Here is a 22,363-nt window from a genome sequence, read left to right as displayed (position 1 = left end):
AGTCCTTGAACCTATTCAGGTGCGCTGAGATAAGGAAACTCCGAATTGATAGTAGCCGTTAGTCCAACTCCGTCAGAAGTGAGACGGGGTAAATCGGCCATTCCATCATTGTCGAGATCCTGTCCGCTAAAACGATCTCCGTTCATCCCTCCAAAAAAGAGGATTAATGAAACATCTATGATGTCGTCTTGCAGGGCCCGGCCGGTAAGGGCTACTTCATCCCCATCAGGCACCAGGATATTTCCGTCATTATCGGCATCAGTTCCGGGATCGAAATAGGTGGTTGGGGCATCCGGTGCCACATCAAGCGCATCCGCCGCAAGAACTGTAGTCAAAGTGGCTGCATCTAATCCCAGAATGTTGTTCTCATAATTCACATCCATCGGGTCCAGACCAAGCTTGTTGGCATACACGTCGTGGTATTGTTCTAAACGAGCCTGAAATCCTGCCTGAAAACTTGCAGTCATTTCTGAAGGTATGGTTACATTGTGCGCGTCCTTTACACTAGGCATTCCGTCCATATCAAAACTCAGGGTCGTATTGATCCCCGGCCTACCCATATGGTCTGCCTGGGCAAATGTTCCTGTAAAATCGGGACCAGTACTGTCTGCGCATGGCTCACATACTGAACCTCCACAGTCTACACCTTCTTCATCCCCATTCATTATTCCGTCACTACAGGTAGCCATGGCCATTGGCTCCATATCCATGTCGTCATTGTTACAGGCCATAAGTACGGTAGCGGCGAGGAGCGTTAATATCGAATATTTAAATTTTTTGAATATCATCTTTTCTTGTTTTTAGATTGAATATTATTGTTTTCTATTTGTAGTTACCCAGGTCTTGTAAACCGGAATTCCTAAGGCATTAGTTGCAGTTGTGGTACCCAGCATACTATTTGGGATCTCCACAACAATTGACATGGTGTTGGCCCCGTCAAAGGTATCCTCAGCTTCGGCGGCTGTTTTAAAACCCATAGGTGCCGAATTCACATCCGGATTGATTACCGCATTGAACTGAAAGAAATCGAAAAAGAAAGGATCCTGTCTTGGTCCGGCAAATAATTTTGTGCCTCCCATTCCTTCAGCTACTACTGCCGTTGATCCTGAAATAGCTACTTCACCAAGTGGATTGTCTACCAAAATCTGACTGTTTAATCCTGTCTGAATTGGTGTGCCGGCAAAGAAATACATGATTCCTCCCTGTGGATACGCCTGAATTACGTAGTCTTCAACAAGGTCTCCATCGGTATCGATGTTAATTTCAGTAAGTACATCTTCATCAAATGTCCCATAGGCCAGATCAGGTAATACACTGGATTGGAGGTCAACCACAAAAGTGGTGTTGTCTGACCCCAATGTGGGTTCAAATGCAAAGAAATCTGCAATATCAGCCGTTGTACCCCCTGATGAAGGTGCGTCTAGGTGATCTGCAGCGATCAGAAAAGCACCAGCAAAGGCCAGTACTGCAATTCCCGCGAAAAATTTTGTTTTACTCATTGTTTATGATTTTAAAGATTATTGTTACCCTACCTACGGAAAGTAAATGGCGGGGTTTGGTCTTAAATGTTAATTTCTTCTTAATTAGAAATGATTTCTTTTTCATTATGACGCATTGTGTTCTTAGAAAAGTCATTTTTCCCGTACTTTAGAATCAAATTCTCAGGATATGAATCCCTCGGGACCGGGCTGGATCAATAAATTTGGAGAGGTTGTAAGAAATAAGGCCGGGATTTATTCCGACTTCTCAACCTTGTACACCAGCCTGAAAGAATACGGCTTTGTCTATGGGATGAATGTGGAAACACCTTCTTATATAAGCATAGAACATTCCCCGTCTGAGGATGAACGGGCAAAAATAAATCTGCTTACGGCTTTGTACTTCACCTTTGCCCTGGAAAGACAGGAGCATAGTTTTGATGATTTTCTGGAAACTATCTTTGAGTTTTACAAGGAACTCAAAGTGAGTCAGATCTCTTTATTAAACAAAATCCTTACTGGCAGTAAAACATCAGCACAACTCGAAAAACTGATTGAATCAAGGGTCTACCTCGATGATAATGTTATCAGCAGGACCTTTAATAGTATTATCACGAATTCTCTGTTGTTTATTGATGTCCTCACTTTCAGGTACTTCTTAAGGGACGGAAAGGAAATCGTTAAGGAGGCGCAAAAACTGGAGTATTTAGCTATTAACATTACTTATCACGCCCTGAATGCCAAAGAGAAAAACAAGGCCGACGAAAAATTGTCCCAATTATTTGCCGCTTCTCTCACTTTTATCGATGAGGATAAGGAAAGGTTTGATGGCTCCTATCGGGAAATCTTACTAAACAATTGTTCTCCCTGGGAGAATCAGTATTTTCTGGATGTAGCCTGTCTTACAGTATGGGAAGATTATTCCCTTGATTACAAAGAGTCACAATTCATTTATGGCATTGGAAAAGACATGGGATTTACCGATAAGCAGATTGCCACATCCCTGGAAGACATCACCATCTTTTTTAAAAAGAACATTAAAAAGATCTCCTTTTTAAAGGATACCAATATGGCCGTCCAGTTCTATGACAGCATGTCGAGGGTGGTGAACAAACTGATACTGAGAAATAGTAAACGCCTTCAAAAGGAACTTGCCGAAAGTAAGGAACTGGTTTTTCTTATTTCGAAAGGAGCCGTAAAAGATCTTAGTGCTGATGAAAAGAAAAAAGTGCAGGACCAGCTTGTGGACGTCTTTAAAAGTGTTCCCTCCCTGGCCATTTTTCTCTTACCCGGAGGGGCGGTACTCTTGCCCATATTCATAAAATTGATCCCCGCTTTGCTGCCTTCTTCCTTTGACGAAAACCGGGTTGCAAAAAAGGAAGAAAATACTCAGAAAACCGACTATAAGAAAAATCTATAGTGGATATTACCTATCTGTATTTCAGATATTTGAATTAACTTATTCCAACCATAACTTAAAATCTCTTACGCGCTCCCTGCTGACGATGATTTCCTGATCTGAAGTCTTATTCAGCTTGATTTGTAACCTCGAATTTGTATAGGAAATTATGTCGCGGATATGGTTGATATTGATTACGTATTTCCTGCTCACCCTGAAAAAAATTTTAGGAGTAAGTTCAGACTCTAACTGCTCGAGAGTATTGTCGAGCAGGTATGCTCTTCCTTCGGTAGTTGCCGCATAGGTGCCTTTGTTCTCACTGTAAAAACACTCCACATCATCGGCATGTATAATCTTGAGGTGCTGCCCTACCCTGACAGTAAATCTTTTTTTGTATTCCCGGTCGATCGGGTTCACCAATAATTTTTTGATATCTTCAAAGTCGACCGCCATCCTGGAACTGGAGACTGCGTTCTGGGATTTGTACTGAGCAACTGCTTTTTCCAATTCTTCCTCATCAATAGGCTTAAGGAGGTAATCTACACTATTCAGTTTAAATGCTTGCAAAGCGTATTCGTCAAATGCCGTCGTAAAGATGATCGAACTTTTTATCTCAAGTAGTTCAAAAATCTCAAAAGAAAGACCATCAGACAGCTGGATATCAAGGAAAATCAGGTCGGGATGGGGATTATTCTGAAACCATTGTAACGATTCTTCAACAGAGTGCAGGGTTTTTTTGGCCTCAAGTCCGAGCTCTGACAGCATCCTCGCCAATCTTCTTGCAGCCGGTTTTTCATCTTCAATTATAATTACATTCATATTTTCAACGATCATTAACTTGAACGGGGATTAAATAGAATTTGAGTTACACCACCGTATTATTCTTCTGATTCTCCTCCTGTTCCATATATCTTCTGATTTGATTTTCTTCCCATTGCTTTATAATCGGGATTTGAGGTGAGAATACCCGGATACCATGAACAAACAATCCTATTCCCCACAGAATCGGGACACTTAAGACGTTCCAGATGAGCCATTCTACAAATGTAGGGTCTATATTCGCTGTATTCATTTCTATGAAATTGATTCCCCACAGCCCTTCAATTACGATAATAGCGTTTACCACAAGATAAATGGTAAGATGCCTGTAGAATCCTTTTATCTTCTTTACCCTTGCCTGAGCCCTCTTATAAGCCTTAATTGATTTGTTGTCCATGACTATTTAAATTTAGCAGCGTCGCGTTTGTCCTTTTCGATGTATTTTCTGATCTGCCTTTCTTCCCAGTTCTTTCCCAGAATAGGATTAAACTGAAACACTTTGGCCGCGTGAAAAGCCAGGCCAATTCCCCAGAAAAAAGGAGTAAAGAAGGTACCAAACTGCCAGAAAGTATCTCCGTCATCCAATGCTCTTACCAAAATATTCACCATAATAAAAGCATTGATTACGATGTATATACTTAGGTGGATATAAAAACCCTTGAGTTCTTCTACTCTTTTTTTGGCTTTTTTTAATTTTTCGCTTTCAAATTCCTTTTCCATTTTTTTCCTGTTTATTTCTTATTCCCATCTTTTTAACTCATCATCATCACGCATCAATTCCTTTATTTTCCTCTCCTCCCATCCTTTTCCAAAGAAAGGATTGAGGTCGAAGGTGCCAATGGCGTGAAACAGAATACCTATACCCCATCCAAAGGCTGCCCACAAAAACCACATATAGCGCCATTCGTTAGTAGCATAATTGATCAACGCCAGGGCTGATATTACCAGCACATATGAGGTGAGGTTTGTATAAAATTTCTTTAATCGGTCTACGCGTTCTTTGGCCCGGAGGTACTTATTCTCTTTACTTAAATCTTCCATGACTAGTGTTTAAATATTATTGATTACTTCAAATTTCCTTTTTTATTCATTGATTTAAAAAACCATTTAACCCAATTGTAATTTTTTAATGATGAACTGTCTCCCTGGGGAAAGGGAGAGTACCTTATACAAAAACAATTTAAAGGTCGTCCTGCTCCATAAACTCCTTGATCTTACGCTCTTCCCAGCGCTTTCCCCATAATGGATTGTATCCATAGGCTTCCATTCCGTGGGTAATCAGACCTATACCCCAACCCAAAGCAGGGAATAATACCCAGGGGAAATCAGTCGTCCGGTAATTTAGCCAGGCAAGAAAGGGGATCACTATACAGTAGGCCAGCAGGTTTCCAAAAAACCCCTTGATTTCCTGCACCCTTTCTTTTGCTTTTTCATAACGCTTGTCTTCTATAAAAGCTTTTTGTGTTTCCATACTTCCAATTTGTTTAGTCAGCATCGGTAGTTGAACCATAAAATCTGATGCCGTTTTAATAATGTTGACTTCTTTATTTGACAAGATAGAGTAGCGCTGCTGTATATTTCGCAGACCTACCCCACTGCTTCTCTTTACCACAGGTTTTTCCTGCAGGTTGTTCTGCACAACCAATTTTCCATTATTCTCAAATACCTTAATTCTCAATGGCTTTGAAGAAGTCACCACATTGTGTTTTACTGCATTTTCAAGCAAGAGTTGTAAAGAAAGAGGCACGATCTTAGCATCGGGAATACTGGAGGTTTCCGGTATTTCGAAAGCTATCCCGTCCTCGAAACGCATAGTCAGGAGCTTCACATAGGTCCTGGCAAAATCGAGTTCCTCGTTTACAGGCACCAGGTCTTTGTTCTTTTGCTCTAACACATATCTATACACCTTAGATAAGGCCGTAGTAAAGCGCTGGGCTTGCTGGGGATCCTCCTCTATCAGGCTTGTAAGCACATTGAGACTGTTAAAGAGAAAGTGTGGGTCAAGCTGGTTTTTTAGGGCGTCGAATTTGGCCGAAGCCGTCCCGGCAATAATCTTTTGCTCTTTGATCTTGGTATCCTGAAGCGCTTTCCAGAAATAAAAGGCATGGATAAACAGGGAAATGACCAGGGTAATGACCAGGGCAACGATATAGTTGATCACACTTTCGTTTTCAACAAACTCCTCAAAAGTATTGTTATAGATGATCACTTTTATAAACCATCTTACCAAACCAAAAGCTATTACCGTTAAAATAACCGAGCCTATTGCCCCAAACCACAGCCTTTTTACAGCTTGTGTTTCCCAGCTGTATTTCCTGCTCGCATAATTGTGAAAGGAAGATCCGACGGCCGTGAGGACGAAACAGTAAATAAAAGATATCCCCGCCATTTCAAACAAATCCATCATCAGGATAGGTTCGCCAAAATTCACAAGGAGATTCAATAGCACAATCACTATTGTAAGTATAAGCGACACCTTTAATACGGTATTAAATTCTTTCATTTTTGTGTTTCTTAAAGCTCCGTGAACTCGAATTCCTTTGTTTAAAGGTAGCAAAAAGTCTATTTTGTAAATAGATCTGCTTGTGTTTGTAAATGTGTTTCTAAGGGAATAATTATTCTCTACAAATATCAGATGACGATTATTGCTTTGGAAAAAAGTATGACTGAATTGTGAAATACGCTTTCTCAGTTGTCAGCCGAGCAGCCCCAATACCTGATTTAATTTATCTATTTTTAACCTCAGTTATCTCCTTATGTATATTCCACCACAGTATAAAAACGAAAACATTTCCGAGGTAAGAGACTTTATTAAGGCCCACTCCTTTGCAATCCTGATAAATCAGTCGGAAGGAAAACCATGGGCCACCCATACTCCACTGGAATTGGGAAAAGATGATGAGGGAAAGGATATCCTAATCGGCCATATAGCCAAGGCCAACCCCCAATGGAAAGCATTTGAGAACAACCCCAGGGTTCTATGCATCTTTCACGGACCGCATTCCTACATCTCATCTTCCTGGTACAAAGAGGAAGAAGTACCCACCTGGAACTATATTGCGGTGCATATTTATGGAAGGGTGACCGTTTTGAGTACTCAAGAAGTATTGCAATGGCTCCACGGTTTAGTAGATCATTATGAAAAGGAGGAAAAAAATCCGGTTTCCCTTGAACACATGTCCCCGGCTACCCTGAAACAGGTAAGAGGGGTTGTGGGATTTCGTATTCAGATAGATGAGATACAGGCCGCATTTAAACTTTCTCAGGGACGAGAGGAAGACCATGAGCGGATTATCAGGGAGTTGAAAGCGAAAGATGAGCCCGGAAGAAGGCATATAGCTGATATTATGAAAAAAAAGAAGGACGGTCACTCAGAAAAATCAGAATAGCCCTTGGACATTCCCTATATTGTTTGCAGGTGCCTCAGCAATCCTTCACGGTGCGACTTGCTCAGAGGAATAGCCTTCCTGTTGATCTCAACATGACTTTCGGCTACTACATCTAATTTGGAGATATTAACTAGAAATGACCGGTGGACTCTTACGAAAATGTCTGCGGGTAATTTATTTTGCATGTCTTTTAAGGTAGTGGTGAGCACGTATTCCTTTTTGGGCGTCACAACATGACAGTAGTTTCGGTCGGCCTCAACATAAAGTATTTCCTGGAGCAGTAATTTCACCATCTGTCCGTGATGCCTGATAAATATACGATCATTGAGAAGGGCCATATAATCCTCTTCTGCGGGAGTGGATTTAGTTTTGTTTTTTATCTGTTCAGTGGCCAATGCCAGGGATCTGAGCATATTACTTTTGGTAATAGGCTTCGCAATAAAGGCAAATGGATGGGTCTGTCTTGCCTCCTCAAAGGTCGGTTCATCATTGTTGGCTGTGATATAGATAACAGGGACATCGGAAAGTTCCTGAATCTTCTTTACCGTATCTATGCCGTTTAATGCGCCTTTTAAGTTGATATCCATCAAGATGATATCAGGAGTGTTCAGTCGGGAATGGATCACGGCTTCCTCACCCCTGGATTCGATCCCGGTTATCTCATACCCTGCTTTTGTTAGTTGCAGTGAGATATTTGCAGCAATGATCATATCGTCCTCCACAATGAGAACCCGGATTTTATTGTCCATACTTATGCGGCTTTTATACGTTGAAAATCAAATGACACGCTTGTTCCTTTGTCTACCACTAACTTCATTTCGCCATCGAGCTGAGTGGTTAATAATTCGATAAGCTGGGTGCCGAAGCCTGTGCCATTGGGCTCTTCAGACATTACCTTCCCTACCCCGTTATCCGAAACTTCCAGGTGCAAAACAGATTCGTGTTGCTCCAGGGAGACACGGATAATACCTCTCCGATTTCCCGGAAATGCATATTTTAAAGCATTCGAAAGGAGTTCATTAACGATAAGGCCAATGGGGATAGCGTGATCGATATCTACGGAAAGTGGTTTCATAGAACATTCGAGTTCCACCCTGTCTTCCATGCCGTATGAATTAATTACATGATTCCCTAAATTTTTAAAGTAGTCCTTCATCTCAATATTGGAAAGGCTGTTTCCCTGATAAAGTTTCTGATGGATCATACTCATACTGTGCACACGCTGCTGACTCTTCACCATGGCATTTCTGACTTTTTCATCACTGATTTGTTCAGACTGAAGGGTGAGCAGACTCGATACTATCTCTAAATTGTTCTTCACCCTGTGATGTATTTCTTTCAGCAGAAATTCCTTTTCCTCATTCTGGAGCTGCAGCATCTCATTGTTCCTCTTGTTTCTTCTTACTGATTTAAATATTAAAAGAAGATAGAGGAAGAGCAGAAGGATCACGATCATCCCCAAAGTCTGAATAATGCGTTGCTTCTTTAGCTGGATTCCCTGAAGCTGTATCGTACTTTCTTTTTCTGCCACCTCCAATTCGGTTTGAATCTGAGACATGCGTTCGGCCGCTTCTTCGGTAAAAACCTCTTTCTGCAATTGATCATATACTTCGAAGGCATGATAGGCATCTTTATAATTACGGCTACCTGCATAAGCCTTTCCCAGATTTTGGTAAGCTTCACTGAGAAAAAAAGCATCACCAAAATCCTCAGTAGCAATTTTAATACTTGTTTCCAGGCTGGAAATTGCCGATAGGAATTTCCCCTGAAGATTTTGCAATTTTCCGAGGGAAAGCCATGAGCGCATCAGCATAAAATTATTGTTAAGGCGTTCACTGTACTGAATAGCGTTAAGTGCTGCGGATTCTGCCTCTGTGTAGCGAAACGAACCACCGTAGAGATCGGCCAGGGAAATATAAATATCACTCAGGTTATTGTAAAATCCATATCGCTCCCCTATGGAGATAGCATGATTATAATATTTTAAGGCATTGTCGAGATCTTCCAATGCCAGATATTGGTTCCCAACCACATAGAGTGTAAAATCGTAATCGAGATCGTTCATTCCATAAGCTTCAAAAAGACGGAGGGCCTGCAGGCCATGTTCCAGCCCCTTATCGTATTTTTCCTGTTTCCAGAATAAATTACTCAGGTCGCTGTAAGCCAGTGCCTGTGCGTGAAGATCATTGAATTGTTCCCCAAGACGCAGTGATCGCATCGCGTATTCAGCTGCAGTGGTAAGATCACCTTCCCGCTCATGAACATAGCCCAACTGGGTATAGAGGAAGGGGAGTTCTTTTTGATCCAGGACTCCGATTGCCTGTCTGAGGACAATTCTGGCACTGTCTAGTTTTTCGTCCCGCAAAAGGATTGCCCCCTGGGTGATCTGAAATCTCCCCACCCATTCATTCCGGCCACTGACCAGCGCCTCCTTTAATCCCAATTGGGTAAACTCATAGGCTTTTACGAGATCGCGCGTATGCCAGTAGTAAGCAAGATCATTTAAAATAGTAAACCTGAGTGAATCGGTAGGTGCACTTTTATACCCAACCTCAAGTGTATCGAGGTAGGACAAACCAAAATTATCGGTTTGCCGAAATACCTGTTTGTAGGAGTTTTCTTTGCTGAAGTCAATAATCTGAGACGTAGCGTGGTATCCGCTTATTATTGTGAAGAGGCCGGTACAAACAACTCTGAAACAAAGTGTTCTCATTTCTATTTATGGCTCACTGAGGGGAAATGAGGCAATGAAAGATACAAAATAATCCATTAGCACCCGGAGGGTAAAAAAAGACAGTTGTTCGGACACTCGTTGTGGGTATTCGTCCGCAGGACCTCCCATAGTTACATTTAATTGTTTTTATTAAATCCTGATTTGGCGATAAGCACCTGATCTGAAATGCTAATCAAAGAGAATGAAACGTGCTACCCCATTTACAATCCTGCTAGCGATAGCACTGATAGGTTGTCAAACTGTAGAAAAAAAAGGGCCCGAAAGCACTTCAAACGTAGAGAAGGTGGTTATCACCTATGTCGATTCGTGCTGGAATACGGGAGATTTTTCCGCATTGGACAGTATTGTAGGTAAAGGATTTGTCAGGAATCTGAATGGACTGGAAGTGGCTAATGGACCCATGGAACTCGAGGCTTACATCCAAAATTATATAAGGGCGTTTCCCAACCTCCGAATCACTGTCAATAAATTCATTGAAAAAGATGATAAGGTAATACTAGAATGGTCGTTCAGTGGAACCAATACAGGGGAATTTGCAGAATTTATCGCTACGGGAAAAAAAGCCATTGTAAACGGAGTGACGCTAATCACCTTTGATTCGGAAGGAAAAATGATCCAGGAAAACACTTATTACAATGAACTGTATTTGCTACAACAATTGGGTTTCACTCTAAATCCGCCTAATTTAAAATAAGAATAATCAATTTGAATCTATAGCTAAACCTAATCTAAACAATCATGAAAACAAAATTCAAAGATTTATTAATTATCGTCTTACTGAGCTTTTTACCCTTCTCCCTAATGGCGCAGGAATCGAAAACGACACAGTCTTTCTGGGTCCATGAAGACGTGGTGAAACCGGGAATGATTGCCGAATATGAGGCAACCTGTAAAGAATTGATTAGCAATTTGAAAAAACACAGTATTGAGGAAGCTGCATTTATTGTGACCAATACAACCGACAATCGCTATCTGTATGTGAGTCCGGTAGAGAATATGGCTGATCTCGATAAACCTGTTTTTGCATCCCTATCAGAAAAAATGGGGAAGGAAGCCATGGGCGCACTATTCAACAGAATGGACAAGTGCTACGATGTGGAACACGATTACATTATTACTTTAGACATGAATCTTTCTTATCAACCGGGTGGAATTAATCAAACACCCGAAGGGGAAGATTACCGAAAATTCCACTATCTCTATGTCACCCCAGCCAACCGGGCCAAGGTAAAGGAGAAAATGATGGCGGTTAAAAATATGTTTGCCAGTAAAGGGTCTAAAATGCACTATCGTGTTTATCGAAGTGGATTCGGAACCAGGGGTGAGTTCTATATGGTGGCCGTGGCTGCAAAAGACGAAGTAGATTATGCACAGAAAGCCATGGCAAACGACCAGCTAATTGGGGAAGATGGCAACAAAGTTATGTGGGATCTCTTTGCCGATCTCCTGAGTTATGAAGAATATACGGGGAGAATGAGACCCGATATGGCATTTAGCCCAATGAATTAAAGCAGCGCAAACTCTCAACTATCCAACCTTGCAGAAAGACCCGAATAACTTCGGGTCTTTCTTCGTTGTGAAGCTTGTGAAAAACTGCTAACTTAGGGGACAACCTTTAATTTCAACAAACTATGTTACGAAATAAATTCTGGCAGGCGCTTTTCGCAATAGGCCCAATTGCCATGCTGTTCCTGGGTATGATTGCATATTTTATCTTCCTCTTTTTCATCCTTAGCAATATGGATGAGCTCGATCACAGTTCTGGCAACTACTCCGCGGCATGGATTATGGGGAACCTGAGTGTGTTTTTGATATTCATCTTCCTGGCGGTTTTAATCTCCATAGGAAGTCTGGTTTTCTACATTGTACACGCAGCTAATAATCCGAATCTACGGGAAAATAATATGCTGCTGGTGTGGATACTCCTGTTTATTTTCGCCAATGGCATTGGTCAACTCATTTACTGGATCATAGAGATCGTCAACAAAAGGGATAAGGAAATTATACCGGGCTAAAGTTAAGCCCGGGTAATCATTCCCGGGCTTTGTCTTTTACTATTAAAAGTGCTAATAATTTTTAGTCATCGAAATTCAGCGTAGCCATCCTGGTGTTCGAAGCTTTTTGCACACTCATAATCCATAGTTCATTCCCGTATTTGGAACGGAAATCCGTTTTTATCTCTTCCAGATCTTCCTCCTGGTCTTCATAATGGGCCAGGTAGACATAATTAAGGCCATTGATCGGATTAGTGAAATAACCGGCTTCTATCCCTTTTTCCTCAAGTGCGGCCAGGAATAATTTAAGATACTCTTCGGTTTCAAAGACATTCGCAATGACGTAATGACCTTCAGGAACGCCTACGAGATTCTCCAGCAAAATGGTCTCGTCTGCCTTATAATTTGGTGCCAGGGTCATCTGACTTAGTCGTTTTAGGGAGTCTAAGTTTTTCTCCATCTGAAGTTTGATCGATTCATTCAGGCGAACCGGAGTACTACTTTCTTCATTCTGTGCTACCAGGGCCGGTTTCTCATATCCCATTGCATCCTTCATCGCATCGAGTTCTCTTCGGGTGTTTCTTATGGCGAGCTCATAACGACGCTCCATTTCTGAATTGATATGGCTCTCCAAGGAATCTACCTTATAAACCAATTCATTGATAACAGCGTAATTTGCCCGATTCAGCCTGCGTAATTTATCGATTTCCAGATATAAGGGATTTTTATTCTTTTTGATCCTACGCTTCCTGTCGAGCCAGTCTGTTGCCTTCTCATCATCCACATCCACTTGAACCATGTCTTCGGTTAAATTAGGAATGAAATTATATGCCACAGAGATCTCATGGGTAACCCCAAAATTTTCGATATCCTGGGCAAAGCCTTTTTCAAAATTATACCCCAGGGAGACTCGCTTATTTATATTGAACCCCACGCCTGCAGATCCTCCGTAAAAACTATCGTAACCTGCCTGAAGCCAACCGAGTCGGGGCAAATCAAGGATGATTCCTCCTCCAAAGACCAGATTTTCTTCTCCAACCTTTCTCAGCCGGGCTAAGGGCATTATCCTTCCCTGGGTAAATACGCCCTGGGCATATTCAAAATTTTTGGTGTACTGCAAATGGGCAGAAAATGATTTTTCATTGAAAGTGGTAAGCGCCTCTCCCGTTTTAAGGTTAAAATCAAAGAGGTTTTCTGCAAATACCCCAACGTCAAAACTTCCAAAGGAAACATTAAGTCCCGGTTGGAAGGCGATAATAGAATTTTCATTAAAGGTGGCCAAGAGGGGATCTTCCTCATTGGTTACAGCCCTGCTCTCGTCAAAACTGCTGCGGTAATAGGGAATATTGAATCCGAAAGTGAGGTTACTCTTTGGTGACAAACGCACCCCATAGGCATAATTGGTGAGCAGGCCGATATTTGAGACCAAACCTTCCTGCTGATTATATACACTTATTCCCAAGCCCGTACGGTCATTAATCCTCCCGCTGTAACTCAGAAAATAGTTCTGGAAGTTATCCTGAAAGTAGGCCGACTGGCTGCGGTGAAAGAAGTTGATATATGATTTGTCTTCCCTGACGGTGGAAAATGTAGGGTTGATCAGAAATCGATTGAATTTTAAAAGATTTTGAAAAGGTACGTTGTAGGAAACATAAGGGGTTTCTTCCTGGCTAAAAAGGTGTCCCGAAAATGAAAGACTCAACATAATCAATGCCCAAAACCTAAAATGGACAACACTAACAGAATCCTTGAAAATAGATAGATTATTGCAGAACATGGCACAAGTATTATCTGCACTAAATCAAAGCTCCTTTCACAAGGTGGGAACACCTTTAGCCAAGAATAAAAAACTCAAATTAAGAAGGAGTAATTTTTAGTACATAGGTTAATATTTTCGTACAGATTTGGATTACCAAGTTGAAGAATGGTCGATAACTAGGCAACTTTTTTCGGCAAAATGCAGTGCTTTGATTAAGAATTCGATGAACGACTGCATAATTGTTAAAGAAAGAGGTTATTCATCGAGAATCTGATATTTAATTTCTTAAAACACCCCTGTTATTTTTTCATAGGTTCTTCTAATCGCCCTGTATCAGGGATATCGGCGATACTTCGCTAAAAAGGCCTACATTTATCGGGATCAACAATTTTATTTTAAAAATGGAACATATCTCAATCAGTTCGGTAAAACCGCGACTATCATTTTGGCAGATTTGGAATATGAGCTTTGGTTTTCTGGGGATACAATTTGGATTTGCCCTGCAAAATGCCAATGTCAGCCGAATTTTTGAAACTCTGGGTGCTTCCAAGGATGAACTTCCCATCCTATGGCTCGCTGCGCCCGTGACAGGTTTGTTGGTACAACCAATCATTGGGTACTACAGCGACCGTACCTGGCATAAAAAATGGGGAAGGCGACGACCTTTCTTTGCAATAGGGGCCATTCTGGCCACCCTGGCCTTGTTTCTCATGCCCAATTCCACAGCGCTCTGGATGGCTGTAATTATGCTGTGGCTATTGGATGCCTCTATCAATATCAGTATGGAACCTTTTCGGGCATTTGTGGGTGACATGCTCCCCAATGAGCAACGAACCAGTGGCTTTGCCATGCAAAGCTTTTTTATCGGTCTGGGGGCCATTATCGCTTCTGCCCTGCCCTGGATCTTTACCAATTGGTTCGGCATCAGTAATATTGCTGCAGATGGTGGAATACCCGATTCGGTAAAGTGGTCTTTCTATCTGGGAGGTATTGCGTATTTCTGCGCAGTCATGTGGACGGTATTGAAAACCACTGAATATCCTCCTGATGATCTGGAACAACTGAAGGCAGAGAACGCCAGTAAGGGAATTTTTGGTGGTTTGATGGAATCTTTTCTTGGGATTTTTAAAATGCCGAAGACCATGGTACAACTGGCTTTTGTACAATTCTTCTCCTGGTTCTCGCTATTTGCCATGTGGATTTACACCACCTCAGCCGTAACCAGCCACGTCTATGGCACATCAGATACGAGTTCGGTGCTTTACAATGAAGGCGCCGACTGGGTAGGAATTTGCTTTGCTATTTATAATGGGATTGCTGCCCTTGTGGCCTTTCTGCTTCCCGTCATCGCTAAAAAGGTAAGCAGGCGCGTTACCCATTTGCTGGCTCTTGTCTGTGGAGGAATCAGTTTGTTATCTATTTATTTTATCACAGATCCCAATATGTTGTTGGTGGCCATGATAGGCGTTGGTATTGCATGGGCCAGTATCCTGTCTATGCCCTATGCCATGCTATCTAGTATCCTGCCTGCCAATAAAATGGGGTATTATATGGGAGTGTTTAACTTCTTTATTGTTATCCCCCAGATCGTCGCAGCAGGTATACTGGGCTATATGTTAAAGACCTTCTTTGGAAATGTTTCCATCTATGCCTTAATCATAGGTGGGGTTTCCATGATACTCGCAGGCTTGCTTTGCCTGATCGTTGAGGACAGGGATGTAGCCGTTACTACCGAAAAAAGCGACCAATAATTACAATTCGGACAGGAGTTTTTACAATTCAGTAGGTCTTTTTTAGCCGGGCCAGGGAGTATGCACACCTTTGATGCATGTTAAACAATAAACCCGGAATTATGAAAAATTTATCGTTAGTATTTGCTTTTGCACTTCTCTCTCAATTCAGCTTTGCACAGGAAACTCAGGGCGCTAATATCGTCGTCACCATTGAAAATGTATTAACAGACGGAGGACAGGTTTATGCCGCATTGCACACCGCTGAAACCTTTATGCAAAGTAACGGAATTGATTTTGATGTAGCTGAAGGCAAAAAAGGGACTCTTCGCTTGAATTTCAAAGGAGTGAAACCCGGAACCTATGCTGTTATGGTGATGCACGACCTGAATGGCAACAACCAAATGGATTTCGACAACAATGGTATGCCCCAAGAAAGCTACGGCATGTCGGGCAATGATATGCATATGGGCCCACCTACCTTTGACGCAGCCAAGTTTGAGGTTACGGGGGAAGATCTGGAGCTGAATATCAGATTTTAACTTAAAGAAAAAGCCCACTTTGGTGGGCTTTTTCTTTCAATAAACTCTTATCTTTAATATGATCTCATGTGCTCAATCCAAATAATTTTTTGGCAATGAATCAGGAATCAGGTCGTTGTACTTGTTGTATATAAGAACTAAAAGATAAAAATTATGAAATTCAAAGCCTTTAAAAATTTCGGCTTTTCAGGTGAAATAAAATTGGTGATGCTATTACCATTTTTTGTGTTATTTATGGCCTGCAGCAATGATGATGACTCATTTGCACGGGTAACCGTTAACGGGGATGTCCTGTTTGAGGATGTATCCGATTTTAATGGAGACATAGATGCCAGCTTTGTTGGAAACAGCGGCTCAGTCACACGTTCGTTTATTTGGAATAATAACCTGAGTACCGCTGATTACAATGCAGATATCACAGCAACTTCTGCCGGCAGCTTTCAAATGATTGTCGAGGATTCTCAGGGAGCAGTTGTTTTAGACAGGACGATACAAGGAGGATCAGAGCCGGATTCCATTGATGGCGTCACTTCTTCCGGTTCATCAGGGATTTGGACCGTTACTATAATTTTAATTGACTTTAATGGAGATGGAAGTTTCTCCCTAAGTGAAGGGAACTAGATTAACTAACAGATCTATTTAAGCCCTGTATGGATAACCGTACAGGGCTTTTTTTATTAAATTTCTTCCGCCAGCCAGGCTTTCATCATCCAGACGGTCTTTTCCTGTTCTGTGATGAAATCACTCATCATCGAATTTGTCCCCTCATCATTCGCTTCATCAGAAGCATCGAGGATGCGCCTTTCTATTTTAAGGAGTTCTTTCAGAGAATCGACAATAAGTCGGATAGCCTTCTCATCAACGCTAACATTTTTTCCCTGAGGTACTTTCGCAATCGCAATGTAATCCTCAAAGGTATGCAGGGGCACTTCTCCCAGGGTAAGGATCCTCTCCGCTACCATATCTACTTTCAGGTTAGCATCATCGTATAGCTCCTCGAACTTAACATGGAGATCAAAGAATCGCTTCCCTTTTATATTCCAGTGGATCCCCCTGAGATTCATATAGTAGCGTTGAAAATTCGCCAATAAAACATTGAGTTCTTTTCCTAATTCACGTGACTGTTTTGCGTCCAGTCCGATACTGTTTAATTCCATTGTTATCTGATTTTAGCATAAATTTATCACATAAATAACAGCAAATCTCATAGGTTTTATCGATAGTTTTTATAAATTTATTGCGTAACATTATACTATGACGATTACCCAATTACAATATGTTTTAGCTGTGGCCGAATATCAGAATTTTACCCTGGCTGCGGAGAAGAGTTTTGTGACTCAGCCTACCCTGAGTATGCAGGTCCAAAAGTTAGAAGACGAGCTGGATGTCAGGATTTTCGACCGTAGTAAAAAGCCTATTTCCATCACAGAGGCAGGAAGGAAAATCGTGGCACAAGCCAAGAATATTGTGAATGAAGCGAAACGAATCAAAGATATAGTCGACCAGGAAAAGGGCTTTATCGGGGGAGAATTTACGCTGGGAATTATTCCTACGGTTATGCCCACATTGTTACCCATGTTTCTGAAGACGTTTATCAATAAGTATCCCAAGGTGAATCTGGTCATACGGGAACAGAATACGGAAAGCCTAATACGCAACCTTCAGGATGGGCACCTCGATGCGGGAATTGCCGCAACTCCGCTGGATATAGAGTTTATTACAGAACGCCCTTTGTATTATGAACCCTTTGTAGGGTATGTACCCAAGAGCCACAGACTGAGCAAGGAAGACAAGCTTAATCCCGAATTACTGGATATACGGGATATACTGCTTTTAGAAGACGGGCATTGTTTTAGGGAAGGGGTGGTTAATTTGTGTAAGGCATCGAAAAACTTTGAAGATCACTTCCATTTGCAAAGCGGCAGTTTTGAAACCCTGGTAAATCTTGCTAACGAAGGATTAGGAATGACGCTCCTGCCCTATCTCAATGCTGTTGACCTGGATGAGCGAAAGAAATCTAATCTTAAATATTTTCAGGAACCCTCTCCTGCCCGTGAGATAAGTCTGATCTACCACAAAAAAGAATTAAAACTCCATATCACCAATGCCTTAAGGGAGGTTATCGCTTCTGTAATAAGGGGGGCTATAAAATTTCAGGACGTAAAAATCGTAAGTCCGCTTTCTAAAAATTGAAATCAGCGCCTGAAGAGTATCAAAAAAAAAGCTGCCCGGGGGCAGCTTTTTTATGCTTTTATATAAATTAAACTTTCTCTTAGCTCTGGTTTGTCGGTAATAAATCCTAGCAACCAGTGTTTTAGCTCTTCAATTTCATAAGGTAACAGCTTTGAAATTGCTTTTTTTAGTTCCTTGCTGAATAACTTTGCATCGAAACTAACTTTTTGAAGTACCGTTTTGTAATACTCCAACATAGCTCTAGCCATACATGTGTATTTTAGTTAGACTGTTTAAACGAAATTAACAAAAAAAGGTGTTCCTTATTGTGTGTGATTGGTTAAATATTAGATAATTTCACCCATTAATCGATGAATGGCACAATAGTCCGATAAATGAAAATCCATATATCCACAGTTAATGTAATTCTTATCTTTCTGATAGCCTGCATGTTATCAGCTTGCTCCTCCCTTAAAAATCGAAAAATTGAGAAAGACCTGTCTGAGAAGCTTGCGCTGAGTGGTTTTGAGGATCATTTCACCGGCCTGTTCATCTATGCACCTGAAACCGGGGACACGCTTTTCTCAGTAAATAAACATAAATACTTCACTCCGGCCAGCAACACCAAGATATTTACGCTTTATACGGCTCTTAAAATTCTCGGTGACTCCATTCCGTCCCTGCGATATAAAATAAGTAGTGACACTCTATATTTTCAGGGAACGGGGCACCCGGGAAGTTTACATCCCGAGCTAAAGGACAGCAGTATTGTTAGCTTTCTGCAGAACTTTGAGAATCTGATTTATATTCCTGCAGCATTTTCAGAAGGAAGGTTTGGCCCCGGCTGGGCATGGGAAGATTATGAAAGTGCCTTTGCCCCTGAAAGATCCTCCTTTCCCCTCTACGGAAATGTACTAACTATTTATCGGACTAATAACCTAAGAGTTATTCCGGAATATTTCGGGGATAGTATAAGCGAAACTGAACTATCAGGAAAAAGGTTAGAGCACAAGAACCTTTTTTATATAGCCGCAACAAACAGAGACAGCCTGAAAATCCCATTTAAAAGCGGGAATAAGCTCACTGTAGATTTGCTGGAAAGGGCCACAGGAAAACCCGTCATTAAAAGAGAGGTATTTCCGGAAGGGGAATCTATGCTTCTTTACGGAGAAACCCATTCTGATAGCCTGTACAAATTACTTATGGAAGAGAGTGATAATTTTGTCGCTGAGCAATTACTTCTGGCTTCCTCTGCCGCTCTTACCGACACTATTTCTTCCAGCTTTATAAGGGAGTTTGTATTAGACACTTATCTGGCTGATCTTAAGGATCATCCCAGATGGGTTGATGGCTCGGGCCTCTCAAGATATAATTTATTTACTCCGGCCTCCATGGTGTTTGTGCTCGAAAAACTCTACACCGAATTCGGGAAAGAACGCATTTTGTCCATCTTCCCTACAGGAGGTAAGGAGGGGACACTGAAAGACTGGTATGGCAGTCCGGACAAACCTTATCTCTACGCCAAAAGTGGGACGCTTGGAAACACCTATTGCCTCAGTGGATATCTGATCACGAAATCAGGGAAATTCCTGCTATTTAGTTTTATGAATAACCATTTTATGGAAAGCAGCTCCCGGATAAAACCAAAAATTGAAAAATTACTCGAACTTATCAGGGATTCCTATTGAAGGAGATCTAAAAAATTGCTGAAGCTTTGCGTACTACAAAAGCATGATAGACTTGGCGTCTTCTGGTTATTTGATTGGATTACACTGTGATTGCCTTATTGAGGAATCGCCTGAAGGGCAACATTTCCCTGTACACGGCTATGATATATTCGTCAAAATCAGGCCTGAGGATAATTTCTTCTGTCAGCGGATGCACCACAGCGAAGGTCTTATTCCGTATCAGGTCGATATGCGGATGGTCTTTTGAAAAGCCTTTTGGGGAAGTTGTCAGTTTTTGATCGTCATACAAATTGCCGAAAACCTTTTTAAAGGAAGGCTTGTTTAAGATCTTTAAAAATGCATCTCCATCGTAGTCGATCGCATCTCTGACACTTCTGAGTCTATTTGGATCAGGCCTCCATAACCCCCCTGCAAGTAGGGATTCCCTGATGCCGATCTGAATATAGAAATCGGCTGTTTTCGGAGCCTTGTCTAATCCGGCCCCAAAGTGATCCTTGTACACAGGTTTGTTCGGGTGGAACATCAGATTGTTATTGATCCTGTTGATCCCGGCTTTTCCGGGCGTTGGATAGTATTCCGGGTCTATTTGTGCCAAACGGGTGTCGAGTCCGTCCAGCCATTGAATAAAAGAATCCCTCAGCTGATGGTAGGTCCTGCGATGCCTGTCCATCCATTCTTTGGAGTTATTCTGATCTAACTGACGTAGAAATTCGAGTAATTCTTTAAAGTTGATGGTCTTATTCAAATTTATCAGTTGACAAAATTCGTATTCGTATCAGAATCGGTTATCCCCATCCAGAATATCCCCTAATCCACCTAAAATACTGCCTTCTCCTTTATCTTTTCCGCCTCCTTGCGGAGCAGAAGCCCAAACTCTTTTGGCCAGCCTGCTGAAGGGCAAAGACTGAACGTATACCGTGCCAGGTCCGCGGAGCGTGGCAAAAAATAGTCCCTCACCGCCAAAGAGGGTGTTTTTAATTCCACCAACAAACTCAACATCGTAGTCTACGTCCTTGGTAAATCCGACGATGCAGCCCGTATCTACTTTGATGATTTCGCCCGGACCTAATTCCTTTTTGGCCAGGGTACCTCCTGCATGTACAAATGCCATCCCATCCCCTTCTAATTTCTGCATGATAAATCCTTCCCCTCCAAAGAGGCCTCTACCCAGTTTTTTGGAGAATTCAATACCAACCGATACGCCTTTGGCGGCACATAAAAAGGCATCTTTCTGGCAAATAAATTTTCCCTGTTTTTCAGTGAGATCGATTGGGAGTATTTTCCCCGGATATGGTGAAGCAAAGCTCAGCCTGCGTTTGTTATTTGAGGCATTGAGGAAGGAGGTCATAAAGAGGCCTTCTCCCGTAAGAATTCGTTTCCCGGCCGATAGCAGACTTCCCAGAACTCCTTTATTCTGATTAGATCCGTCGCCAAAGATGGTATCCATCTGTATATCGGTATCCATCATCATAAAACTTCCTGCTTCTGCCACTACGGCTTCCTGGGGATCGAGCTCAATTTCTACATATTGCATTTCCTCCCCAAAGATGTGATAGTCTATTTCGTGTGCATTCATGTTGTTGGTTTTACTTTTACCTATATGTATACTTTGTTTGTCTGATGTTACATTCTTCGCAATACACCCAAAACCACATCTTCAATTTCGCGATAACGCTGAGTACCGATCATAAGCTTCTTGCCATTTTTTAGTTTCAGGGCCAGGCCTTTCCTGCCCTTTACATTGTAAACTGTGCCATAGAGGGGTGAGAATCTCAAACCATAGCCAATCATCGGGCTGTATTTTACAATCTCAGCCGACGCCACATCTTTCCAGCGGATCCTTTTATTAGCCAGGGGCTTGAATTTGATATGAAGATGATCTTTGGTGATGATGGTACGCATTTTTAATTTCCAGAAGAAAAAGCACAGCAGGAGCATACCTATCAGGAAAATTACAAGTCCAAAGTCAGACATTGGGTTATCTCCAAAAGGTACTTCCAGCATAATTTGCTGTATAATACCGTATCCCGGAATTAATAGGATAACAAAGAGCAAAAGCCAGATATACCACTGTGTAAAACGCTGTTCTTCTTTAAAGAGAACATTGTGTATTGGACTTTGGTAAATAGGTTTGGCCATGCAGATTGAGTTAACTCTTTACTTTCAGTGTCCATTCGAAATCGAATACAGAGACAACAACACCCTGTTCATTTACCCCGGTAGAGGTCATCCAGCAGGTGACCCCTTCCCCTGTTTCTATAGCTTTTTGCAGCGCATTACTAATTTTGTAGCCATCTTCACAACTAAAGGTAATTTTTCCAGTAGCCTTTTTAGAAAAAGTTGCCTTGTTGTTTGCTACTAGCATGGAAACCTTCTTTCCACTCTCCCTGATTTGAGACATAACGAGGGCTCCGGTAGTCAATTCGGCGGCCATACCCTGTACTGCCCAGAACATGGATTTAAAAGGATTCTGGTTGATCCATTTATGGGTTACTGTAACTACGGCCTTTTCTCTGTGTAGTTCACGCAGGCGAACTCCCGTCCACCAGGCAGCAGGTAATTTAAAGAAAAGAAAGGTGTTGAACTTACTCACGGAGGTGGCCATATAAAAGGATTTAGCCTCAAAAATACCACAATTCCCTGAATCCAAATTTGTTAA

At 41.7% G+C, this 22,363-nt stretch carries 26 protein-coding genes; 10 read left to right on the top strand and 16 right to left on the bottom strand.

Annotation, left to right across the window (positions count from 1 at the left end):
• Positions 1 to 11: 11 nt before the first annotated feature.
• Together ACA086_RS11735 and ACA086_RS11730 are read right to left on the bottom strand one after the other, a co-directional pair.
• A complete protein-coding gene (locus ACA086_RS11735; protein WP_371003509.1) occupies positions 12 to 788 on the bottom strand; it encodes a hypothetical protein in 777 nt (258 codons plus the stop codon).
• Positions 789 to 812: 24 nt separating this feature from the next.
• Positions 813 to 1,499 carry a DUF4331 family protein gene (locus tag ACA086_RS11730; RefSeq protein WP_371003508.1) on the bottom strand — a complete coding sequence of 229 codons (687 nt, stop codon included), beginning with the start codon at positions 1,497 to 1,499 and terminating at the stop codon, positions 813 to 815.
• 169 nt (positions 1,500 to 1,668) lie between these two features.
• On the opposite strand from ACA086_RS11730, the gene ACA086_RS11725 reads away from it, so the two are divergent.
• Positions 1,669 to 2,898: an LETM1-related biofilm-associated protein gene (locus ACA086_RS11725; protein ID WP_371003507.1), complete on the top strand. Its 1,230-nt coding sequence runs from the start codon at positions 1,669 to 1,671 to the stop codon at positions 2,896 to 2,898.
• Positions 2,899 to 2,937: 39 nt separating this feature from the next.
• Here ACA086_RS11725 and ACA086_RS11720 read toward each other — a convergent pair whose 3' ends face one another.
• The 5 genes from ACA086_RS11720 to ACA086_RS11700 form a co-directional block, all read right to left on the bottom strand.
• Positions 2,938 to 3,696 carry a LytR/AlgR family response regulator transcription factor gene (locus tag ACA086_RS11720; protein WP_371003506.1) on the bottom strand — a complete coding sequence of 253 codons (759 nt, stop codon included), beginning with the start codon at positions 3,694 to 3,696 and terminating at the stop codon, positions 2,938 to 2,940.
• A 46-nt stretch (positions 3,697 to 3,742) separates the two neighbouring features.
• Positions 3,743 to 4,093 (bottom strand): 2TM domain-containing protein, encoded by a 351-nt coding sequence (locus ACA086_RS11715; RefSeq protein ID WP_371003505.1) that lies wholly within the window; start codon positions 4,091 to 4,093, stop codon positions 3,743 to 3,745.
• A 2-nt stretch (positions 4,094 to 4,095) separates the two neighbouring features.
• A complete protein-coding gene (locus ACA086_RS11710) occupies positions 4,096 to 4,416 on the bottom strand; it encodes a 2TM domain-containing protein (protein ID WP_371003504.1) in 321 nt (106 codons plus the stop codon).
• An 18-nt stretch (positions 4,417 to 4,434) separates the two neighbouring features.
• On the bottom strand, positions 4,435 to 4,737 hold the full coding sequence (locus tag ACA086_RS11705; protein WP_371003503.1) for a 2TM domain-containing protein: 303 nt from the start codon (positions 4,735 to 4,737) through the stop codon (positions 4,435 to 4,437).
• A 139-nt stretch (positions 4,738 to 4,876) separates the two neighbouring features.
• Positions 4,877 to 6,199, bottom strand: a complete 1,323-nt coding sequence (locus ACA086_RS11700; protein ID WP_371003502.1) for a 2TM domain-containing protein — start codon at positions 6,197 to 6,199, stop codon at positions 4,877 to 4,879.
• 253 nt (positions 6,200 to 6,452) lie between these two features.
• Here ACA086_RS11700 and ACA086_RS11695 point away from each other — a divergent pair, with 253 nt between their 5' ends.
• Complete coding sequence (locus ACA086_RS11695) at positions 6,453 to 7,085, top strand: FMN-binding negative transcriptional regulator (RefSeq protein ID WP_371003501.1); 633 nt, start codon at positions 6,453 to 6,455, stop codon at positions 7,083 to 7,085.
• Positions 7,086 to 7,099: 14 nt separating this feature from the next.
• Here the strand turns inward: ACA086_RS11695 and ACA086_RS11690 are convergent, their stop codons facing one another.
• Together ACA086_RS11690 and ACA086_RS11685 are read right to left on the bottom strand one after the other, a co-directional pair.
• On the bottom strand, positions 7,100 to 7,834 hold the full coding sequence (locus ACA086_RS11690) for a LytR/AlgR family response regulator transcription factor (RefSeq protein WP_371003500.1): 735 nt from the start codon (positions 7,832 to 7,834) through the stop codon (positions 7,100 to 7,102).
• A gap of 2 nt (positions 7,835 to 7,836) precedes the next feature.
• Positions 7,837 to 9,798, bottom strand: coding sequence for a histidine kinase dimerization/phosphoacceptor domain -containing protein (locus tag ACA086_RS11685; RefSeq protein ID WP_371003499.1), 1,962 nt, complete (start codon positions 9,796 to 9,798; stop codon positions 7,837 to 7,839).
• Between the two features lie 202 nt (positions 9,799 to 10,000).
• Between ACA086_RS11685 and ACA086_RS11680 the strand changes: the two genes are divergently transcribed.
• From ACA086_RS11680 to ACA086_RS11670, 3 genes are all read left to right on the top strand, one after another.
• Positions 10,001 to 10,513: an ester cyclase gene (locus tag ACA086_RS11680; protein ID WP_371003498.1), complete on the top strand. Its 513-nt coding sequence runs from the start codon at positions 10,001 to 10,003 to the stop codon at positions 10,511 to 10,513.
• A 44-nt stretch (positions 10,514 to 10,557) separates the two neighbouring features.
• Positions 10,558 to 11,328 carry a hypothetical protein gene (locus ACA086_RS11675; RefSeq protein ID WP_371003497.1) on the top strand — a complete coding sequence of 257 codons (771 nt, stop codon included), beginning with the start codon at positions 10,558 to 10,560 and terminating at the stop codon, positions 11,326 to 11,328.
• Positions 11,329 to 11,450: 122 nt separating this feature from the next.
• On the top strand, positions 11,451 to 11,834 hold the full coding sequence (locus ACA086_RS11670; RefSeq protein WP_371003496.1) for a hypothetical protein: 384 nt from the start codon (positions 11,451 to 11,453) through the stop codon (positions 11,832 to 11,834).
• A gap of 61 nt (positions 11,835 to 11,895) precedes the next feature.
• On the opposite strand, the gene ACA086_RS11665 is transcribed toward ACA086_RS11670, so the two are convergent.
• A complete protein-coding gene (locus tag ACA086_RS11665; RefSeq protein ID WP_371003494.1) occupies positions 11,896 to 13,590 on the bottom strand; it encodes a PorP/SprF family type IX secretion system membrane protein in 1,695 nt (564 codons plus the stop codon).
• Positions 13,591 to 13,973: 383 nt separating this feature from the next.
• On the opposite strand from ACA086_RS11665, the gene ACA086_RS11660 reads away from it, so the two are divergent.
• The 3 genes from ACA086_RS11660 to ACA086_RS11650 all read left to right on the top strand — a co-directional run bounded on the left by ACA086_RS11660 (position 13,974) and on the right by ACA086_RS11650 (position 16,465).
• Entirely contained in the window at positions 13,974 to 15,323 is a 1,350-nt protein-coding gene (locus ACA086_RS11660) for an MFS transporter (protein ID WP_371003493.1), read from the top strand.
• A 101-nt stretch (positions 15,324 to 15,424) separates the two neighbouring features.
• Complete coding sequence (locus ACA086_RS11655) at positions 15,425 to 15,844, top strand: DUF2141 domain-containing protein (RefSeq protein WP_371003492.1); 420 nt, start codon at positions 15,425 to 15,427, stop codon at positions 15,842 to 15,844.
• Positions 15,845 to 15,997: 153 nt separating this feature from the next.
• Positions 15,998 to 16,465 carry a hypothetical protein gene (locus ACA086_RS11650; protein WP_371003491.1) on the top strand — a complete coding sequence of 156 codons (468 nt, stop codon included), beginning with the start codon at positions 15,998 to 16,000 and terminating at the stop codon, positions 16,463 to 16,465.
• A gap of 56 nt (positions 16,466 to 16,521) precedes the next feature.
• Here ACA086_RS11650 and ACA086_RS11645 read toward each other — a convergent pair whose 3' ends face one another.
• On the bottom strand, positions 16,522 to 17,001 hold the full coding sequence (locus ACA086_RS11645) for a Dps family protein (RefSeq protein ID WP_371003490.1): 480 nt from the start codon (positions 16,999 to 17,001) through the stop codon (positions 16,522 to 16,524).
• Positions 17,002 to 17,098: 97 nt separating this feature from the next.
• Here ACA086_RS11645 and ACA086_RS11640 point away from each other — a divergent pair, with 97 nt between their 5' ends.
• Positions 17,099 to 18,037: a LysR substrate-binding domain-containing protein gene (locus ACA086_RS11640; protein ID WP_371003489.1), complete on the top strand. Its 939-nt coding sequence runs from the start codon at positions 17,099 to 17,101 to the stop codon at positions 18,035 to 18,037.
• Positions 18,038 to 18,087: 50 nt separating this feature from the next.
• On the opposite strand, the gene ACA086_RS11635 is transcribed toward ACA086_RS11640, so the two are convergent.
• The gene (locus ACA086_RS11635; RefSeq protein ID WP_371003488.1) at positions 18,088 to 18,285 is read right to left on the bottom strand and encodes a hypothetical protein; all 198 of its coding nucleotides are present in this window, start codon (positions 18,283 to 18,285) and stop codon (positions 18,088 to 18,090) included.
• Between the two features lie 126 nt (positions 18,286 to 18,411).
• Here ACA086_RS11635 and ACA086_RS11630 point away from each other — a divergent pair, with 126 nt between their 5' ends.
• Positions 18,412 to 19,704, top strand: a complete 1,293-nt coding sequence (locus ACA086_RS11630) for a D-alanyl-D-alanine carboxypeptidase/D-alanyl-D-alanine-endopeptidase (protein WP_371003487.1) — start codon at positions 18,412 to 18,414, stop codon at positions 19,702 to 19,704.
• 79 nt (positions 19,705 to 19,783) lie between these two features.
• Here ACA086_RS11630 and ACA086_RS11625 read toward each other — a convergent pair whose 3' ends face one another.
• The 4 genes from ACA086_RS11625 to ACA086_RS11610 are packed head-to-tail and all read right to left on the bottom strand — an operon-like array spanning position 19,784 to position 22,309.
• Positions 19,784 to 20,437: a DUF2461 domain-containing protein gene (locus ACA086_RS11625; RefSeq protein ID WP_371003596.1), complete on the bottom strand. Its 654-nt coding sequence runs from the start codon at positions 20,435 to 20,437 to the stop codon at positions 19,784 to 19,786.
• Positions 20,438 to 20,479: 42 nt separating this feature from the next.
• Complete coding sequence (locus ACA086_RS11620; RefSeq protein ID WP_371003486.1) at positions 20,480 to 21,280, bottom strand: TIGR00266 family protein; 801 nt, start codon at positions 21,278 to 21,280, stop codon at positions 20,480 to 20,482.
• A 47-nt stretch (positions 21,281 to 21,327) separates the two neighbouring features.
• Entirely contained in the window at positions 21,328 to 21,843 is a 516-nt protein-coding gene (locus ACA086_RS11615; protein WP_371003485.1) for a hypothetical protein, read from the bottom strand.
• 10 nt (positions 21,844 to 21,853) lie between these two features.
• Positions 21,854 to 22,309, bottom strand: coding sequence for a DUF4442 domain-containing protein (locus ACA086_RS11610; RefSeq protein ID WP_371003484.1), 456 nt, complete (start codon positions 22,307 to 22,309; stop codon positions 21,854 to 21,856).
• Positions 22,310 to 22,363 lie beyond the last annotated feature (54 nt).

This window comes from Muriicola sp. E247 (genome assembly GCF_041358175.1).
Classification (GTDB): Bacteria; Bacteroidota; Bacteroidia; order Flavobacteriales; family Flavobacteriaceae; genus Muriicola.
Note: the sequence above shows the minus strand (reverse complement) of the source record. Positions and strands in the feature narration are given on the sequence as shown.

Excerpts from the sequence above, each read along its gene's own strand:
- ACA086_RS11735 (WP_371003509.1), bottom strand. The coding sequence starts at position 788 with ATGATATTCAAAAAATTTAAATATTCGATATTAACGCTCCTCGCCGCT.
- ACA086_RS11730 (WP_371003508.1), bottom strand. The coding sequence starts at position 1,499 with ATGAGTAAAACAAAATTTTTCGCGGGAATTGCAGTACTGGCCTTTGCT.
- ACA086_RS11725 (WP_371003507.1), top strand. The coding sequence starts at position 1,669 with ATGAATCCCTCGGGACCGGGCTGGATCAATAAATTTGGAGAGGTTGTA.
- ACA086_RS11720 (WP_371003506.1), bottom strand. The coding sequence starts at position 3,696 with ATGAATGTAATTATAATTGAAGATGAAAAACCGGCTGCAAGAAGATTG.
- ACA086_RS11715 (WP_371003505.1), bottom strand. The coding sequence starts at position 4,093 with ATGGACAACAAATCAATTAAGGCTTATAAGAGGGCTCAGGCAAGGGTA.
- ACA086_RS11710 (WP_371003504.1), bottom strand. The coding sequence starts at position 4,416 with ATGGAAAAGGAATTTGAAAGCGAAAAATTAAAAAAAGCCAAAAAAAGA.
- ACA086_RS11705 (WP_371003503.1), bottom strand. The coding sequence starts at position 4,737 with ATGGAAGATTTAAGTAAAGAGAATAAGTACCTCCGGGCCAAAGAACGC.
- ACA086_RS11700 (WP_371003502.1), bottom strand. The coding sequence starts at position 6,199 with ATGAAAGAATTTAATACCGTATTAAAGGTGTCGCTTATACTTACAATA.
- ACA086_RS11695 (WP_371003501.1), top strand. The coding sequence starts at position 6,453 with ATGTATATTCCACCACAGTATAAAAACGAAAACATTTCCGAGGTAAGA.
- ACA086_RS11690 (WP_371003500.1), bottom strand. The coding sequence starts at position 7,834 with ATGGACAATAAAATCCGGGTTCTCATTGTGGAGGACGATATGATCATT.
- ACA086_RS11685 (WP_371003499.1), bottom strand. The coding sequence starts at position 9,798 with ATGAGAACACTTTGTTTCAGAGTTGTTTGTACCGGCCTCTTCACAATA.
- ACA086_RS11680 (WP_371003498.1), top strand. The coding sequence starts at position 10,001 with ATGAAACGTGCTACCCCATTTACAATCCTGCTAGCGATAGCACTGATA.
- ACA086_RS11675 (WP_371003497.1), top strand. The coding sequence starts at position 10,558 with ATGAAAACAAAATTCAAAGATTTATTAATTATCGTCTTACTGAGCTTT.
- ACA086_RS11670 (WP_371003496.1), top strand. The coding sequence starts at position 11,451 with ATGTTACGAAATAAATTCTGGCAGGCGCTTTTCGCAATAGGCCCAATT.
- ACA086_RS11665 (WP_371003494.1), bottom strand. The coding sequence starts at position 13,590 with ATGTTCTGCAATAATCTATCTATTTTCAAGGATTCTGTTAGTGTTGTC.
- ACA086_RS11660 (WP_371003493.1), top strand. The coding sequence starts at position 13,974 with ATGGAACATATCTCAATCAGTTCGGTAAAACCGCGACTATCATTTTGG.
- ACA086_RS11655 (WP_371003492.1), top strand. The coding sequence starts at position 15,425 with ATGAAAAATTTATCGTTAGTATTTGCTTTTGCACTTCTCTCTCAATTC.
- ACA086_RS11650 (WP_371003491.1), top strand. The coding sequence starts at position 15,998 with ATGAAATTCAAAGCCTTTAAAAATTTCGGCTTTTCAGGTGAAATAAAA.
- ACA086_RS11645 (WP_371003490.1), bottom strand. The coding sequence starts at position 17,001 with ATGGAATTAAACAGTATCGGACTGGACGCAAAACAGTCACGTGAATTA.
- ACA086_RS11640 (WP_371003489.1), top strand. The coding sequence starts at position 17,099 with ATGACGATTACCCAATTACAATATGTTTTAGCTGTGGCCGAATATCAG.
- ACA086_RS11635 (WP_371003488.1), bottom strand. The coding sequence starts at position 18,285 with ATGGCTAGAGCTATGTTGGAGTATTACAAAACGGTACTTCAAAAAGTT.
- ACA086_RS11630 (WP_371003487.1), top strand. The coding sequence starts at position 18,412 with ATGAAAATCCATATATCCACAGTTAATGTAATTCTTATCTTTCTGATA.
- ACA086_RS11620 (WP_371003486.1), bottom strand. The coding sequence starts at position 21,280 with ATGAATGCACACGAAATAGACTATCACATCTTTGGGGAGGAAATGCAA.
- ACA086_RS11615 (WP_371003485.1), bottom strand. The coding sequence starts at position 21,843 with ATGGCCAAACCTATTTACCAAAGTCCAATACACAATGTTCTCTTTAAA.
- ACA086_RS11610 (WP_371003484.1), bottom strand. The coding sequence starts at position 22,309 with ATGGCCACCTCCGTGAGTAAGTTCAACACCTTTCTTTTCTTTAAATTA.